This window comes from Luteimonas mephitis DSM 12574 (genome assembly GCF_000422305.1).
Lineage (GTDB): Bacteria > Pseudomonadota > Gammaproteobacteria > Xanthomonadales > Xanthomonadaceae > Luteimonas > Luteimonas mephitis.
Genome location: NZ_AULN01000013.1, coordinates 174343 through 190297 on the forward strand (window position 1 = coordinate 174343; position 15955 = coordinate 190297).

Below are 15955 nucleotides of genomic sequence, written 5' to 3' on the forward strand. Positions count from 1 at the left end.
GCGCACGCCGACTAGAATCGGGGTCATGCCGGGAATGCCGAAGACGGAGCCACGATGACGACCACACGCCGCCTCCGCCTGCACGCGCGCAAGGACCCGGTGCTTGAGCGCGGCATGGCCGACATCCAGCGCGAACTCGGCCTGCCGGACGGGTTCCCGGCCGACGTCGAGCAGGCCGCCGCCACCGCGGCCGCCAACCCGCGGCTGCCCGGCGAGGACCGCAGCGACATCGCCTTCGTCACCATCGACCCGCCCGACGCGATGGACCTCGACCAGGCGATGTTCGTCGAGCGCCACGGCGACGGCTACCGGGTGCACTACGCGATTGCCGACGTGGCCGCGTTCGTCGGCGCCGGCGATCCGGTCGATCTGGAAGCCAATCGCCGCGGCGAGACGCTGTACGGCGCCGACGAGAAGATCCCGCTGCATCCCAAGGTCCTGTCCGAAGACGCTGCGTCGCTGCTGCCCGGCCAGCTGCGGCCGGCACTGCTGTGGACGATCGAGATCGATGCCGGCGGCGAGGGCATCGCGGTCGACGTGCGCCGCGCGCTGGTCAGGAGCCGCGCCAAGCTCGACTACGCCGGCGTGCAGGCCGATATCGACAGCGGCAAGGCCGACCCGATGTGGGCGGTACTGCGCGAGATCGGCGAGTTGCGCAAGCAGCGCGAGCAGCGTCGCGGCGGCGTCAGCCTGCCGCTGCCGGAACAGGAAGTGCGGGTCGAGCACGGCCGCTGGGCGCTCGAGTTCCGCGCCCGCCACCCGGTCGAGGACTGGAACGAACAGATCTCGCTGCTCACCGGCATGGGCGCCGCGCACCTGATGGTGCAGCACCGGGTCGGCCTGCTGCGCACGCTGCCCGAGGCGGACCCGCGCGCGATCGCGCGCCTGCACCGCACCGCGCGCGCGCTGGGCATCGACTGGCCGGCCTCTCGCGGCTATCCGGATTTCATCCGTTCGCTCGACCCCGCCAATCCGCGCCACGTGGCGATGATGACCGCCTGCACCACGGTGTTGCGCGGCGCCGGCTACGTCGCCTTCGACGGCGCCGTGCCCGAACACTCGCAGCACGCGGCGCTGGCCGCGCAGTACGCGCACGTGACCGCGCCGCTGCGACGGCTGGTGGACCGCTACGCCGGCGAGGTCTGCGTGGCCCTGTGCGCCGGCACGCCGGTGCCGCAATGGGTGCTCGATGCGCTGCCGGGGCTGCCGGCGACGATGCAGGAGTCCGCGCGCCGCGCCGGCCGCTACGAGAACGCGGTGCTCGACCTCGCCGAAGCGGCCGCGCTCGCGCCGCGCGTGGGCGAGGCCTTCGAAGGCACGATCGTCGAAGTCGAAAGCAAGGACCCGCGCAAGGGCGAAGTGATGCTGCGCGAGCCGGCGATCCTGGCGCGCGTCGAGGCCGCCAGCGAGTTGCCGTTGGGCGAACAGGTACAGGTGCGACTGGTCGAAGCCGATCCGGCCAGCCGCCGCATCCGCTTCGAGCTGTCAGAAGTGGCGGCGCCGGCGAAGCCGGCCGGTTTCTAGCCCGGACATTGGATGTGGGAGCGGCGGAAGCCGCGATAGCTCCACCGGAAAGGCATCGCGGCTCCCGCCGCTCCTACAACAGCAGGATCACGGGCGACAAATGCCGCTTCGCCTCAGTCACGGTGCTCGCGCCCCAGATATTCCTCGCTGCGCATCTCGATCAGGCGCGACGCGGTGCGCTCGAACGCGCCGACGAGGCGTTCGCCGGAATACAGCGCGGGCGGCGGGGCGTCCGCCGTGCAGACCAGGTTGACGTGGCGGTCGTAGAGCTCGTCGACCAGGGTCACGAAGCGGCGTGCGGCATCGTCGTCGTCCGCGCCCATCACTGGCACGTTGCCCAGCAGCACGGTGTGGAACTCGCGTGCGATCTCGATGTAGTCGCCGGCCGCGCGCGGGCCGTCGCACAGGGCGGCGAACTCGAACCAGGCCATGCCCTTGCAGCGTGCGCGGGTGTCGATCCTGCGGCCTTCGAGCTCGATGCTGCCGTCGCGGTGCGCGTCGTCGCCGCCGAGCGCGTGCCAGCGTGATTCCAGCCACGCCTCGGATCCGTCGTCCAGCGGCGCGCGGTAGACCGGCGAGCGGGTCAGTTCGCGCAGGCGGTAGTCGGTGTCGCTTTCCATGTGCACGACGTGGCAATGCTTTTCGATCAGCGCGATCGCGGGCTTGAAGCGCGCGCGCTGCAGGCCGTCCTTGTAGAGGTTGGCGGGCGCGGTGTTGGAACTGGTGACCAGCACCACGCCCTCGGCGAACAGGCGCTCGAGCAGGCGCCCGAGCAGCATCGCGTCGCCGATGTCGCTGACGAAGAACTCGTCCAGCACCAGCACCCGCAGCTGCGAACGCCATTCGCGCGCGATCACTGCCAGTGGGTCGCGCTGCCCGGCGTGCGCGCGCAGGCGCTCGTGCACGCTGCGCATGAAGCGATGGAAATGGGTGCGGCGCTTGCCGTTGCGGACATCGCCGCCGGGCTTGCTCTCCGGCAGCGGCAAACCGGCGTAGAACAGGTCGATCAGGAAGGTCTTGCCGCGGCCGACGCCGCCCCACAGGTACAGGCCCGCGACGGCATCCGCATCGTCCTTGCCGAACAGCCTGCCCAGCAGGCCCGCGCGCGCCGATGCCCGCTGCAGCGCGGCGTGGATGCGGTCGAGTTCACGCAGCACCTTGCGCTGTGCGGGGTCGTCGCTCCACTCGCCGCGGGCAACGCCGGCGGCGTAGCGCGACGACGGCGGGCTGCCGTCAGCCTTGATGTTGCTGTCGCTCATCGGAGCGACGTCCGCAGCGATGATCCGGGCGCGCGGCGGCGCCCGTTGGCCGGGTCGTGCGCAGGCGTCATGTCGCCGCGGGCAGGTAGGCTTTGACGCCGTTCTTGATCGCGCCGCGCAGGTCGATCAGCTTGCGGTGGAAGAAGTGGCTGGTGCCGGGCATGCGCACCAGTTCGGCCTGCGCCTTCGACTGCTCCAGCCAGTCGTAGACGGCCTGCGGATCGACGATCTCGTCGTTCTCGCCCTGGATCACCAGCCACGGCATGGTCGGCAGCTCGATGCTGTCGAACTCCCAGCGCCCCGCCGGCGGCGCGATGCTGATCAGCAGCCCGGGCTTGAGCGCCGCCGCCGCGCGCAGCGACACATAGGCGCCGAAGCTGAAGCCGGCCAGCCACAGCGCGTCGCCGGGCCGCTGTTCGCGGACCCAGGCGGCAACCGCGTGCAAGTCGTCGACCTCGCCCCGGCCCTCGTCGAACGTACCGGCCGAGTCGCCGGTGCCGCGGAAGTTGAAGCGCACGCTGGTCGCGCCGAGTTCGCGCAGCGCGCGCGCGGCCATCGTCACCACCTTGTTGTGCATGGTCCCGCCCTCGGTCGGCAGCGGATGGCAGACGATGGCGACCAGGGGCAGCGGCGCGGCCTCGTCCCCGGGCAGGTCGACGTGCAGCTCCAGCGCCCCCGCCGGACCGGCGAGGGTGACCGGGCCTGAAACGTCGGGGAAGGGAGGGTTGGCCATGCGCGGAATGATAGGCGCTGCGCCGCCGCGGCGCGCGGCGGTGGTCGCAGCCGGGGTGCGAGGGAGCGTGGAGTTCGGACCCTGATGCTTGGATTTCGTCGATGATCGGGACAGGATCGGCGAAATTGGCCTTTGGCCGGCGCCCGGATGCGATGACGCCGCCCGGAGGCGGCGTCATCGTGCTGCGTTGGGGCAGCGGTTACTTGAGGTTGCCCAGCATCCAGTCGACGGTGGCCTTGACCTGGTCGTCGCTCAGCGCGGGATTGCCGCCCTTGGGCGGCATGATTCCGCCGTCCGGGCCGGTATAGCCCTCGATCGCGTGCTTGTAGAGCGTCTCGGTGCCCTGCGTGATGCGTGCGGCCCAGTGCGCCTTGTCCATGGTCGGCGCGTTGCCGGCACCGGAGGTATGGCAGCCGGTGCACAGGTTGCCGAAGATCACCGAGCCGTCCATCGTGCCGTCGTAGGCGACCTGCGCGGCGGCGGCGGCACTGGCGGCGGCGGCCGCGGCAGCCTGCGAGGCCGCGCCGGTCGCGCCGGCATAGACGTCGCCGGCCGGCGCGATCCGCGCCTGCGTGGCACGCACGGCGGAAGGCGACACTTCCGGCGGGATGACGCCGTTGAGGTGATGGGCGAGCCAGAGCAGGGCCAGCGAGACCACCACCAGGAAGCCGATCACCATCGAGAAATGCTTGAGGAACTCGAGATCGTAGTTGCGCACGTTTCACCCTTGGCGGCCGCTATCGGAGGCCGTGCTTGTCGCACAAAGTATAGAGTCTGGCGCGCCTGGAGGGATTCGAACCCCCGACCAATGGCTTCGGAAGCCACTACTCTATCCGGCTGAGCTACAGGCGCCCGGTCGGCTATTGTCCACAATCGCGCCCTGCCGCGCGAGTCGCGTACGCTTTGGCCATGTCCTACGAACGTTTCCATCCGGCACCGGTGCCCCGCTGGCGCGAGCGGCTGGGCCAGTACTGGAAGCTGGTCCGCGGCGACCGACCGATCGGCTGGCTGCTGCTGCTGTGGCCCACCTGGTGGGGGCTGTGGGTGGCCGCGGAAGGCGTGCCGCCGTGGTGGACCCTGGTGGTGTTCTCGCTGGGGGTGTGGCTGACCCGCTCGGCCGGCTGCGTGATCAACGACTACGCCGACCGCTGGCTGGACCCGCAGGTCGAGCGCACGAAGGACCGCCCGCTGGCCACCGGTGCGCTGCGCGGGCGCGAGGCGCTGGTGCTGTTTGCGGTGCTGATGCTGGCGGCGTTCGCGCTGGTGCTGACGCTGAACCGGCTCACGATCCTGATGAGCTTCGTCGGCGTGGCGCTCGCCGCCAGCTATCCATACCTCAAGCGCTACACGTACCTGCCGCAGGTGTACCTGGGCATGGCGTTCGGCTGGGGGATCCCGATGGCCTTCGCCGCGGTGCAGGGCACGGTGCCGCCGGTGGCGTGGCTGCTGTACGGCGCCAACATCCTGTGGTCGACCGCCTACGACACCTGGTACGCGATGGTCGACCGCGACGACGACATCCGCATGGGCGCCAAGTCCACCGCGATCCTGTTCGGCGACGCGGACCTGGGGATCCAGGGCGTGCTGTACGCGCTGGTGTTCGCGGCGCTGGCGCTGGCCGGGCAGCAGGCGGGGCTGGGCGCCTGGTACTTCGGCGGACTCGGCGTGGCGGCGCTGCTGGTGGCGTGGGAGTTCGTGATCACCCGCGACCGCGACCGCGACGCCTGCTTTCGCGCGTTCCTGCACAACCACTGGGTGGGGCTGGCGGTGTTCGCCGGGATCGCGCTGGATTACTTCATGGCGACGGAGGCCGGTGCCCGGCTGTTGTCTTTGTAGGCGCGTTGCAGGAGCGGCGGGAGCCGCGATGCTTCACCGGTAAAGCCATCGCGGCTTCCGCCGCTCCTGCAAAAGTCGGGGGCCGGCTGGCCGCGGCGCGCGCGACAATGCGGCCTTCGCCACCGGGAGACGCCACCATGTCCGAACCGCAGGCCCAAGGCTGGCCCGTCCGCTTCGCGCTGCGCAGCGCGGCCTTCGCCGAGCGCTGGTTCCCCGATGCCTACGTGTTCGCGGTGGCCGGGGTGGTGCTGGTGGCGGCGTGCGCGATGGGCTTCGGCGCCAGCCCGGCCGAGACCGCCAACGCCTTCGGCGAAGGCTTCTGGAGCCTGATCCCCTTCACCATGCAGATGGCGTTCGTGGTGATCGGCGGCTACGTGGTGGCGACCGCGCCGGTGGTGGCGCGCTTCATCGACCTGCTGGCGCGGATGCCGAAGACCGGTCGCGGGGCGGTGGTGTACGTGGGCCTGGTGAGCATGCTGGCGTCGCTGCTGAGCTGGGGGTTTTCGCTGGTGTTCGGCGGCCTGCTGGTGCGCGCGCTGGCGCGGCGCGGCGACCTGCGGATGGATTACCGTGCTGCGGGCGCATCGGCCTACCTGGGCCTGGGTGCGGTGTGGGCGATGGGGCTGTCGTCCTCGGCCGCGCAGCTGCAGGCCAATCCGGCGAGCATGCCGCCGGGGCTGGTGGAGATCACCGGCGTGCTGCCGTTCTCGCAGACGATCTTCCTGTGGCAGTCGATCGCGCTGACCGCGATCCTGATCAGCGTGTCGCTGCTGGTGGCATGGATCACCGCGCCGGGCGGCGATGCGGCGCGCACCGCGCGCGAGTTCGTCGACGTGGACGAGGCAAAGGCGCCGTCGCTGCCGCCGCGCACGCGCCCGGGCGAGTGGCTCGAATACAGCCCGCTGCTGACCGTGCTGCTGTCGCTGCTGGCGTTCGGCTGGCTGTTCGGCGAGTTCGCGAGCAAGCCCGCCGTCACCGCGATCGCCAACCTCAATACCTACAACCTGCTGTTCCTGTCGCTGGGCCTGCTGCTGCACTGGCGCCCGCGCAGTTTCCTCGATGCGGTGTCGCGCGCGGTGCCGGCGACCACCGGGGTGCTGATCCAGTTCCCGCTGTACGGGGGCATCGCGCTGATCCTCACCCATGCCGCTGGCCGCGGCGGCGAGACGCTGGCGCACCGGCTGTCGGAAGTGTTCGTGCAGGTCGCCTCCACCGACACCTTCGCGCTGGTGATGGGCGCGTATTCGGCGGTGCTGGGCTTTTTCGTGCCCTCGGGCGGCGGCAAGTGGATCGTCGAGGCGCCATACGTGATGCAGGCGGCCAACGACCTGCAGTTCCACCTGGGCTGGGCGGTGCAGATCTACAACGCCGCCGAGGCGCTGCCCAACCTGATCAACCCGTTCTGGATGCTGCCGCTGCTGGGCGTGCTGGGCCTGCGCGCGCGCGACATCGTCGGCTTCACCTTCCTGCAGCTGCTGGTGCATATCCCGCTGGTGCTGGGCCTGTTATGGCTGCTGGGGTTGACGTTGCAGTACGTGCCGCCGGTGATGCCATGAGCATGGCGTGGAAGCGGCCTCGCCTCCGCGCGTTGCCGGCACGGGCCGGCGGTCGGTTTCAGTAGCCGAGCCTGACCGCCTTGACCTCGGTGAAGTGCTCCAGTCCGATGCGGCCGTTTTCCCGGCCATAGCCGGACTGCTTCACGCCGCCGAACGGCAGGGTCGCGCTGCCGCCACCGCCGTTGACGATGACCTGCCCGCTTTCCAGCAGGCCGACCAGCGCGTGCACCGTGCCGATGTCGCGGGCCCACAGCTTGGCCGAGAGACCGTAGCGCGAATCGTTGGCGAGCGCAGCGACGGCGGCCGGCGAGGCGTCGTCGTCGAACGGCGTCACCGTCAGCGCAGGCGCGAAGATCTCCTCCTGCGAAACCCGCATGTCCGCGGCCGCGTCGACCAGGATCGCCGGTTCGAAGAAGTAGCCGCTGCCCGGGCGCGCGTGGCCGCCGCGCAACAGGCGCGCCCCGGCGGCCACGCTGTGGCCGATGATGTCTTCGGCGCGCCGGCGTTGCGCGGCGGAGATCATCGGCCCCACCTGGCTGCCTTCCTCATAGCCCGGTCCGATGCGCAGGCCGTCCATCGCCGCCAGCATGCCCTGCAGCAGGGCCTCGTACGCGGAACGTTGCACGAACACCCGCGAGCCCGCCGCGCAGTACTGCCCGCACTTGAACGTGATCTCGCCGACGATCGCCCTGGCCGCCCGGTCCAGGTCGGCATCGGCGAACACCACCACCGGCGACTTGCCGCCCAGCTCCAGCACCACGCGCTTGAGGTTGCCGCGCGCGGAGGCGGCCATGATCGACTTGCCCACCGCGGTGGAGCCGGTGAAGCTGATGATGTCGACGCCTGCGTGGTCGGCCAGCGCCTGGCCGGCGCTGGCGCCCGCGCCGGTGACGATGTTCACGACGCCGTCCGGGATGCCGACCTGGCGGCACAGGTCGCCGATCAGCAGCGCCGACAGCGGCGCCAGTTCGGCCGGCTTGACCACGGCGGTGCAGCCGGTCGCCAATGCCGCGGCGAGTTTCTGCAGCACCATCAGGAAAGGCGCGTTCCAGGGCGTGATCAGGCCGGCGACGCCGATCGGCTCGCGCAGGAAATAGTCCATGCCCGGTTGCGTGGCCGGGCGCATGGGCACCTCGCCGGAGAGCTTGGTGGCCCAGCCCGCGCAGTCGCGCAGCGCACGCAGGCCCAGCGGCAGGTCGCCGTCGCGGACCGACGCGATGCAGTGGCCGGCATCGAGCGATTCCAGCAAGGCGAACGTCTCTCGCCGGGCCTCGATGGCATCGGCCAGCGCCTGCAGCAGGGCCGCGCGCTGCCAGGCCGGCATGCGCGGCCACGGGCCCTCGCGGAATGCGCGGCGCGCCGCGACCACGGCGAGGTCGATGTCGGCCCCGTCCCCGGCCGCGATGGCGGCGATCGGCTCGCCGGTCGCGGGATCGTCGACCGGCAGCGTCTTCCCGGATGCGCACGGTTGCCAGCGGCCGTCGATGAGGACCGCAGGCGGCCGATCCCGGAGCTGGCGGCGGAGGTGTTGGAGCATCGATGCGGCGTCGGTGCCGGCAGGATCCGTGTCGAGGGGTGTCGGGTTCGGCATGGGAGGAAGGTTCCTGGCGGGGTGGCTCGGCCCGGCGAGCCAAGATGACAATGTCAACTATTGTGGAATAAGTTGATATTGTCAACAAAGAGTCCGGGCGGCCCGGTCAATCCTGGTCGGCGGATTCCAGCGGCGAAAGCCGTCCGAGCAGCGCCTCCAGCTGCGAGCGTTCGTCGGGGCCGAGTCCGGCGACCAGTTCGCGCGCCGTGTCGGCGCGCAGCGACTCCGCGCGCGAATGGATGGCGGTGCCGGTTGCCGTCAGCGCCAGCGGCTGCGGACGCCGTCCGCCGCCGGCGGGGGGTGCAATGAAATCGCGCTCGCGCAGGACCTTGATGATGCGGGCGATCTGCGCCTTGTCGCGGCCGCTGGCGCGGACGATGTCGCTTTGCGTGCATCCCGGATGGCGGGCGACGAAACGCAGGGTGCGCGCTTCCATCGCCGCCAGGCCCACGCCGGCCTCGCGCAGCAGGCGCTGCATGCGGGCCGTGGTACGCCGTTCGATGGCGTTGATCAGGTTGAGGATCTCGATTCCGGGCTGGGCCGACATGTGCGTCCGTATTCCAGGCAGTCCCGGCGGATGGGAAGCGGTGTTGCCGGTGCGCCTATCGTACGTCCGCCTGCGATGGCGGCCGGTCACGGCACCCGCGCGCACACCCATGCATCGACCCGTGCCACGCCGGCGCGCCGCAACGCTTCGGCCGCCGCGTGCAGCGTGGCGCCGGTGGTCATGACGTCGTCGACCAGCGCGACGTGCGCGGGCAGCGGCGGGTCCCGTCGCGTGTCGAATGCGCGGCGCAGGTTGCGCCTGCGCCGCGTGGCGTCGAGTTCGGACTGCGGCGCGGTGGCGCGGATGCGTCGCAGCGCGTCGGGCAGCATCGGCAGGCGCAGGGCCCGGGCGAGCGGCTTCGCCAGCTCCAGCGCCTGATCGTAGCCACGCGAGCGCAGGCGGGCCTGGTGCAGCGGTACCGGGACCAGGGCCTGCGGACGCCCGGCATCGGTGAGGGCCTGCGCCATCAGCTGCGACAGCAGGCGCCCGGCCGCGAGGTCGTGGTGGAACTTGAAGCGCGGCAGCAGGCGGTCGAGCGGGGCGGCGTAGACGAAGGCGGCGTGGGTGGCCTGCACCGGTAGCGGTTTGCGCAGGCAGTCGCCGCAGGCCTGCGGCGCGTCGGCCGCGCCAGGCGTGGCGGGCAGCGGGATCGCGCAGCGGGCACAGGCGTGGCGGTTCCACGGCAGCGAGGCGAAGCAGGCGTCGCACAGGTCGCGCCCGGGCGGGGCGGCCTCGGCGCAGGCCAGGCAGCGCCCCGGCCACAGGCGGCCGAGCAGGCGTTGCCAGCGGCCGTCAACATCCGGGCGGGTCGTTTGGTTGACAGGCATCGACATGCTTTCCAGACTGCCAAGCTTGTCCCGCGCTGTCTGTCAGGAACCTGCCATGCCCACCGTCAGTGAACCCCGCGACCTCGCCGCGGCGACCGCCGAGCCGCGCCACGACTGGAGCCGCCGCGAGGTCGAGGCCCTGCTCGACCTGCCGTTCACCGAGCTGCTGTTCCGCGCCGCCAGCGTACACCGCGCGCATTTCGACCCGGCCGAGGTCCAGGTCAGCACCCTGCTGTCGGTGAAGACCGGCGGTTGTCCGGAGGACTGCGCGTACTGCCCGCAGGCGCAGCGCTACCACACCGGGGTCGAGGCGCAGAAGCTGATGAGCACCGACGATGTGCTGGCGAAGGCGAAACAGGCGAAGGACGCCGGTGCCTCGCGCTTCTGCATGGGCGCGGCGTGGCGCTCGCCCAAGGACCGCGACATCCCCAAGGTCGCCGAGATGATCCGCGAAGTGAAGGCGCTGGGGCTGGAAACCTGCGCCACGCTGGGCATGCTGACCGGCGAGCAGGCCAGCGCGCTCAAGGCCGCGGGCCTGGACTACTACAACCACAACATCGACACCGACCCCGAGTTCTACGGCGACATCATCCACACCCGCGAGATGCAGGACCGCTTCGACACGCTCGCACACGTGCGCGACGCGGGGCTGAAGACCTGCTGCGGCGGCATCGTCGGCATGGGCGAGTCGCGGCGCCAGCGCGCCGGCCTGCTGCAGGCGCTGGCCACGCTGCCGGCGCACCCGGACTCGGTGCCGATCAACCGCCTGGTGCAGGTGGAAGGCACGCCGCTGCACGGCACCGCGGAGCTGGATCCGTTCGAGTTCGTGCGCACGATCGCCGTCGCCCGCATCACCATGCCCAGGTCGATGGTGCGCCTCTCGGCCGGACGCGAGCAGATGAGCGACGAACTGCAGGCGCTGTGCTTCGCCGCCGGCGCCAACTCGATCTTTTACGGCGAGAAACTGCTGACCACCGGCAACCCGGATACCGAGCGCGACCTGGCCCTGTTCGAACGCCTGGGCCTGCGGCCGATGCAGGTGACCGTCGACGCCGGCGACCACGACCACGGCGGCACGGTGCACGCCGATATCGTCCAGTCCGCCTGTTCGTGCGCGGCCTAGCCCGCAACGAGAGGCCGGCAATCATGACCGGGAACGCCTGACATGCCATGGTACGGATGGGCCTACCTCGTGCTGCTGTGCCTGATCGGCGCCGGCGGATTCGTCGCCGGGCTGCGCAGCGGACACCCATTGCTGGCGCTCCTGCAGCTGGCAGCGGTCGCCGTGCTGGGCTGCGGCGTGGCGCTGTACTTCCGCGGCGAGGGCGCCGGCCTCGCCTACGGCGTTGCGCTGCTGTGCGCGCTCGGGGTGCTTGCGTGCAAGACGCTCGCCGACAGGCGGCTCGCCGAACGCGCGCGCATCACGCCGGCCGGTCGCCTGGGCATGGCACTGGGCCAGTTGATGTTGATGCCAGGCGCGGTGCTCGGCGCGCTGGCGTTCTGGGCGCAGCGCGGTGGCTGAGCGTCCCGAGCTGCACGCACGGATCGCGGCGCAGCGCGAGCAGCGTGCCGCGGCCGGGCGCACGCGCGTGCGACGCACGGTGACCCGGCGCGACGGCGTGCGCGTCGAGGTGGATGGCCGCTGGCTGCTGAACTTCTGCAGCAACGACTACCTCGGCCTGTCGCAGCAGTTCGCAGTGGTCAACGCGCTGCAGGACACCGCTGCCCGCGAGGGCGTCGGCAGCACCGCCTCGCACCTGGTCTGCGGCCACCACGCCGTGCACGACGAGCTGGAGCGCGAGCTGGCCCACTGGATCGGCGCGCCGCGCGCGCTGCTGCTGGGCAGCGGATTCCTCGCCAACCTGGCGGTGGTGCAGGCGCTGCTCGGCGATGACGACCTGTGCGTGCAGGACCGCCTCAACCACGCCAGCCTGGTCGATGCCGCGCGCCTGGCCGGCTGCCGCCTGCGCCGCTATCCGCACGCCGACGCCGACGGCGCGCTGCGCCAGCTGCGTGGCAATCCCGATGGCGCCGCGCTGCTCGCCACCGACGGCGTCTTCAGCATGGACGGCGACATCGCGCCGCTGCGCGAGCTGGCGCTGGCCGCGCAGGCGCAGCACGCGCTGCTGTACGTCGATGACGCGCACGGCGTTGGCGTGGTCGGTCCTGACGGCCGCGGCAGCGTGGCCGCCGCGCGCCTGTCCGGCGCCGCGCCGCTGCAGCTGGTGACGCTGGGCAAGGCGCTGGGCGGCTACGGCGCCGCGGTGCTGGGCGATGCCGACCTGATCGAACACCTCGCCGAAACCGCGCGCCCCTACGTCTACACCACCGCGCTGCCGCCGGCGCAGGCCGCCGCATCGCTCGCCGCGGTGAAGCTGGCGCGGCGCGAAGGCTGGCGCCGCGACAAGCTGCTGGCGCAGGTGGCGCAGTTCCGCCGCCTCGCCGCGCAGCGCGGCCTGGAACTGCTGCCATCGGACACGCCGATCCAGCCGCTGCTGTGCGTCAGCGACGCGCAGGCGCTGGCGATGGCGGCCGCGCTGGAGCAACAGGGGTTCTGGGTCGCCGCGATCCGCCCGCCGACGGTGCCGGAAGGCCGCGCGCGCCTGCGCGTCACGCTGTCGGCGCTGCACGCGCCGGAGGACATCGAGGCGCTGGTGGATGCGCTGGCCGTTGCGACGGAACGGGTCGCGGCCGCCGCCGACGTTGCGCAAGACGCGATTCCACAGCCATGAACGAGACCACCGCCGACACCCGCCGCGCGCTTGCCGCGGTCGTCATCGCGCTGGCCTCGGCGCTGTTCTTCACCCTGACCTACGTGCTCAACCGCGCCAGCGCCATCGATGGCGGGCACTGGGCGTGGACGGCATCGCTGCGCTACCTGATCACGCTGCCGCTGCTGCTGCCGCTGATGCCGTGGCAGGGCGGCGTGGCGCCGGCGTGGCGCGCGATCCGCGCGCATCCGTGGGTATGGCTGCGCTGCAGCGCGATCGGCTTCGTCGGCTTCTACGTGCTGCTTTGCTATGCGGCCGACAGCGGGCCGTCGTGGCTGGTCGCCGGCAGCTTCCAGTTCACCGTGATTGCCGGGATGCTGTGCGCGCCGCTGATCTATCGCGATGCGCGGCGCCGGATCCCGCGCGCGGCGCTGGCCATCGGCGCGGTGATCGTTGCCGGCGTGCTGCTGCTGCAGTTCGGCCACGCTGATGGCGCACTCGACCGTGCCGGCTGGATCGCACTGGCCTGCGTGCTTGGCGCGGCGGTGATGTATCCGCTCGGCAACCGCCTGCTGCTGCTGCACCTGGAGCGCACCGGCGAAGACCTCAACGCGACCCAGCGCGTGTTCGGCATGACCCTGGCCAGCCAGCCGCTGTGGATCGCGATTGCAGCCTTTGCCTGGCACGAGGCCGGCGTCCCGTCCGCGGGGCACGTCTGGCTGGCCGGCGGGGTTGCGCTGAGCGCCGGCGTGATCGCCACCATCCTCTTCTTCCAGGCCACCGGCATGGTCCGCGACAACCCGGCTGCGCTCGGCGCCGCCGAGGCGATGCAGGCGGCCGAGCTGCTGTTCGCCACGGTGCTGGGCGTGGTGTTCCTGCACGAAGCCTGGCCGCGCGGCATTGCCATCTGGGGCGCGGTGCTGGTGGTGCTGGGGATCGTCGCGTTCGCCGCGCTGGTGGCGCGCCGCAGCGCCGGCAGCCTGCCGCGCACGCGCGCGCTGCGGACGGATCGCGGGGCATGAAGGAGAACGACCTGTATATCGAGGAAACCGGCGAAGGCTCGCCGCTGGTGCTGCTGCACGGCTGGGCGATGCACGGTGGCGTGTTCGCACTGCTGGTCGAACGCCTGCGCGAACGCCACCGATTGTTCATCGTCGACCTGCCCGGCCACGGCCGCAGCCGCGACAGCGCCGTGCCGCTGGCGCCCGAAGCCTGCGCCGAAGCGATCGCCGCGCGGGTCCCGCGCGCGCCGTGGTGCGGCTGGTCGCTGGGCGGGCTGGTCGCGCTGCACGCGGCGGCGACGCGGCCCGACGCGGTGCGGGGCCTGGTGATGCTGTGCGCCAGCCCGCGCTTCGTGCGCGGCGACGGCACCGGCGATGATGGATGGAAGTACGGGATGTCGGCGGAGGTCTTCCGCGATTTCGCGACGGGTTTGCGCAGCGACTACCGCGCCACGCTCGACCGCTTCATCGCGCTGGAGGCGTTCGGCTCCGACGACGCGCGCGGCGAACTGCGTACCCTGCGCGCCGAAGTGTTCTCGCGCGGCGAGCCGGCCGCGCACGTGCTCGCCGACGGCCTGGAACTGCTGGAGACCGCCGACCTGCGCGACGAGCTGCCGAAGCTCGCGGTGCCCAGCCTGTGGATCGCCGGTCGCCGCGACCGCCTGGTCGACCCGCGCGCGATGCGCGCGGCCGCAGGCATGGCGCCGAATGCGAAGTTCGCGGTCGTCGAACACGGCGGGCACGCGCCGTTCCTCACCCATGCCGACGAAGTCGCCGCGCTGCTCGACGGTTTCATGCAGGGACTGCCGGCATGAGCAAGGTGTTCGATCCGCGCCAGGTGCGGCGTGCGTTCTCGCGCGCGTCGAGCAGCTACGACGCGGCCGCGGCGCTGCAGCATGAAGTCGAGTCGCGCCTGCTCGAGTCGCTCGACTACCTCGAGGACCGCGTGCCGGACACTATCCTCGACCTCGGCTGCGGCCCCGGTCACGCCGCCGCGGCGATGCGCAAGCGCTGGCCGCGGGCGCGCGTGGTCGCGATGGACATCGCGTTGCCGATGCTGCAGCAGGCGCGGCGGCGCAGCAGCTGGAACCCTTTGCACAAGCCCATCGACCGCATCAACGCCGACGCGCGCGCGCTGCCGCTGGCCGACGACAGCGTCGACGTGCTGTTCTGCAACCTGTGCATGCAGTGGGTCGATGACCTGCCGGCCGCGTTCGCCGGCTTCCGCCGCGTGCTCAAGCCCGGCGGCCTGCTGCTGGTCTCGACCTTCGGTCCCGACACCCTGCAGGAGCTGCGCGAGGCGTTCGCCGCCGCCGACAGCGCGCCGCACGTCAGCCCGTTCGCTTCGATCGCGCAGTTCGGCGATGCGCTGATGCACGCCGGCTTCCACGACCCGGTGCTCGACCGCGACGTGTTCGTGCACGGCCATGACGACCTGCCGGCGCTGATGCACGAGTTGCGCGCGATCGGCGCCACCAACGCGCTGGCGTCGCGCCGGCCCACGCTGACCGGCAAGGCGCGCTTTGCCGCCGCCGCGAGCGCATACGAACACGAGCGCCGCGACGGCCGCCTGCCCGTGACGTGGGAAGTGATCTACGCCCAGGCCTGGGGCCCGCAGCCGGGCGCGCCGATCCGCGAGGGCGGCTTCGACGTGACCTCGATCCCGGTGTCGAAGATCCCGATCCGGCGGCGATGAGGTCCGACGCGGTGGTTCCTGTTCTGCGTGCGATTCAGCGGCGGGATACTGAAAGCAACCAGAACAGGGGCCGACACTCAGCTTTGTCTGCGACAGGCCACGGGAAAATGCGTTGCCAGCAGGAGATGGCCGCCAAAGCGGCGGCCATCCCTGAAATATCCTGCGCGTTCACGGTTCACGGTTCACGGTTCACTGGTCGGGGGTGTACTGCGTTGGAACTCGTAATATGTCAAAACCCACCCGCCGCCTTGTCCATTGCTTACCCATGTGTAAGTCCATGTTTCGGTAATGCCGCCACCCGTATGCGCAATGGTGAGTGTCTCCCCATTGGTTCCGCTGGGTGGCAGCGGAACTGGCGGTTCGCCACCCACATTCGCTCGATCCGACGCGCTCCCCCGAACCGTCTTGATCGATACCAGGAACTCCCCCTTCAAATCAGAACTCTCGAACAAGCCCTGCTTTGAAGGTGCGTCGTGTGCCATCAGCCAATCAATGATTTGACGCCCCTCGCGCGAGGTCACGCCGTAGGTCGCTGTCGAAGTGGTGACAGTCTCTACATCGGATGTGCGGGCATGCGCCGAACCACTCCCTACAAGGCCCAGCGAGAGAGTGATGGCGATGATTGAGGGAATATTCTTCATGAAAACTCTTTGGTAGACAGTCAACTTCGCGAT

At 71.0% G+C, this 15955-nt stretch carries 16 protein-coding genes and 1 tRNA gene; 9 read left to right on the forward strand and 8 right to left on the reverse strand.

Annotation, left to right across the window (positions count from 1 at the left end):
- The first annotated feature begins 54 nt into the window (after positions 1-54).
- Positions 55-1524 (forward strand): RNB domain-containing ribonuclease, encoded by a 1470-nt coding sequence (locus H570_RS0103300; RefSeq protein WP_027079502.1) that lies wholly within the window; start codon positions 55-57, stop codon positions 1522-1524.
- Positions 1525-1637: 113 nt separating this feature from the next.
- Here the strand turns inward: H570_RS0103300 and zapE are convergent, their stop codons facing one another.
- The 4 genes from zapE to H570_RS0103320 all read right to left on the reverse strand — a co-directional run bounded on the left by zapE (position 1638) and on the right by H570_RS0103320 (position 4368).
- Positions 1638-2783 (reverse strand): cell division protein ZapE, encoded by a 1146-nt coding sequence (gene zapE, locus H570_RS0103305; RefSeq protein ID WP_051176064.1) that lies wholly within the window; start codon positions 2781-2783, stop codon positions 1638-1640.
- Positions 2784-2850: 67 nt separating this feature from the next.
- Positions 2851-3516: an alpha/beta hydrolase gene (locus H570_RS0103310; protein WP_027079504.1), complete on the reverse strand. Its 666-nt coding sequence runs from the start codon at positions 3514-3516 to the stop codon at positions 2851-2853.
- Between the two features lie 199 nt (positions 3517-3715).
- A complete protein-coding gene (locus H570_RS0103315) occupies positions 3716-4234 on the reverse strand; it encodes a c-type cytochrome (RefSeq protein WP_027079505.1) in 519 nt (172 codons plus the stop codon).
- Between the two features lie 57 nt (positions 4235-4291).
- Positions 4292-4368 (reverse strand) — tRNA-Arg (locus tag H570_RS0103320).
- Between the two features lie 57 nt (positions 4369-4425).
- On the opposite strand from H570_RS0103320, the gene ubiA reads away from it, so the two are divergent.
- Both ubiA and H570_RS0103330 read left to right on the forward strand, forming a co-directional pair.
- Positions 4426-5352 (forward strand): 4-hydroxybenzoate octaprenyltransferase, encoded by a 927-nt coding sequence (gene ubiA / locus H570_RS0103325; RefSeq protein ID WP_027079506.1) that lies wholly within the window; start codon positions 4426-4428, stop codon positions 5350-5352.
- Between the two features lie 137 nt (positions 5353-5489).
- Positions 5490-6908 carry a short-chain fatty acid transporter gene (locus H570_RS0103330; RefSeq protein WP_027079507.1) on the forward strand — a complete coding sequence of 473 codons (1419 nt, stop codon included), beginning with the start codon at positions 5490-5492 and terminating at the stop codon, positions 6906-6908.
- A 58-nt stretch (positions 6909-6966) separates the two neighbouring features.
- Here H570_RS0103330 and H570_RS0103335 read toward each other — a convergent pair whose 3' ends face one another.
- The 3 genes from H570_RS0103335 to H570_RS0103345 form a co-directional block, all read right to left on the reverse strand.
- Complete coding sequence (locus H570_RS0103335) at positions 6967-8445, reverse strand: aldehyde dehydrogenase family protein (protein WP_027079508.1); 1479 nt, start codon at positions 8443-8445, stop codon at positions 6967-6969.
- A gap of 160 nt (positions 8446-8605) precedes the next feature.
- Positions 8606-9046, reverse strand: a complete 441-nt coding sequence (locus H570_RS16195) for a MarR family winged helix-turn-helix transcriptional regulator (RefSeq protein ID WP_036135002.1) — start codon at positions 9044-9046, stop codon at positions 8606-8608.
- An 86-nt stretch (positions 9047-9132) separates the two neighbouring features.
- Entirely contained in the window at positions 9133-9879 is a 747-nt protein-coding gene (locus H570_RS0103345; protein WP_425411539.1) for a double zinc ribbon domain-containing protein, read from the reverse strand.
- A 49-nt stretch (positions 9880-9928) separates the two neighbouring features.
- On the opposite strand from H570_RS0103345, the gene bioB reads away from it, so the two are divergent.
- From bioB to bioC, 6 genes are read left to right on the forward strand one after another with little or no spacing between them, the layout of a single operon-like run.
- Positions 9929-10996, forward strand: coding sequence for a biotin synthase BioB (gene bioB, locus H570_RS0103350; protein WP_027079510.1), 1068 nt, complete (start codon positions 9929-9931; stop codon positions 10994-10996).
- 42 nt (positions 10997-11038) lie between these two features.
- The gene (locus H570_RS0103355) at positions 11039-11395 is read left to right on the forward strand and encodes a hypothetical protein (protein ID WP_027079511.1); all 357 of its coding nucleotides are present in this window, start codon (positions 11039-11041) and stop codon (positions 11393-11395) included.
- Entirely contained in the window at positions 11388-12605 is a 1218-nt protein-coding gene (gene bioF, locus H570_RS0103360; protein ID WP_027079512.1) for an 8-amino-7-oxononanoate synthase, read from the forward strand. Before H570_RS0103355 ends, bioF begins: the two co-directional genes overlap by 8 nt.
- Positions 12602-13606: a multidrug resistance efflux transporter family protein gene (locus H570_RS0103365; RefSeq protein ID WP_036135005.1), complete on the forward strand. Its 1005-nt coding sequence runs from the start codon at positions 12602-12604 to the stop codon at positions 13604-13606. Before bioF ends, H570_RS0103365 begins: the two co-directional genes overlap by 4 nt.
- Positions 13607-13617: 11 nt before the next feature.
- Positions 13618-14400, forward strand: a complete 783-nt coding sequence (gene bioH / locus H570_RS0103370) for a pimeloyl-ACP methyl ester esterase BioH (RefSeq protein ID WP_027079514.1) — start codon at positions 13618-13620, stop codon at positions 14398-14400.
- The gene (bioC, locus tag H570_RS0103375) at positions 14397-15281 is read left to right on the forward strand and encodes a malonyl-ACP O-methyltransferase BioC (protein WP_027079515.1); all 885 of its coding nucleotides are present in this window, start codon (positions 14397-14399) and stop codon (positions 15279-15281) included. Before bioH ends, bioC begins: the two co-directional genes overlap by 4 nt.
- Positions 15282-15463: 182 nt before the next feature.
- Here bioC and H570_RS18770 read toward each other — a convergent pair whose 3' ends face one another.
- A complete protein-coding gene (locus H570_RS18770; RefSeq protein ID WP_169447727.1) occupies positions 15464-15946 on the reverse strand; it encodes a hypothetical protein in 483 nt (160 codons plus the stop codon).
- Between the last annotated feature and the right edge of the window lie 9 nt (positions 15947-15955).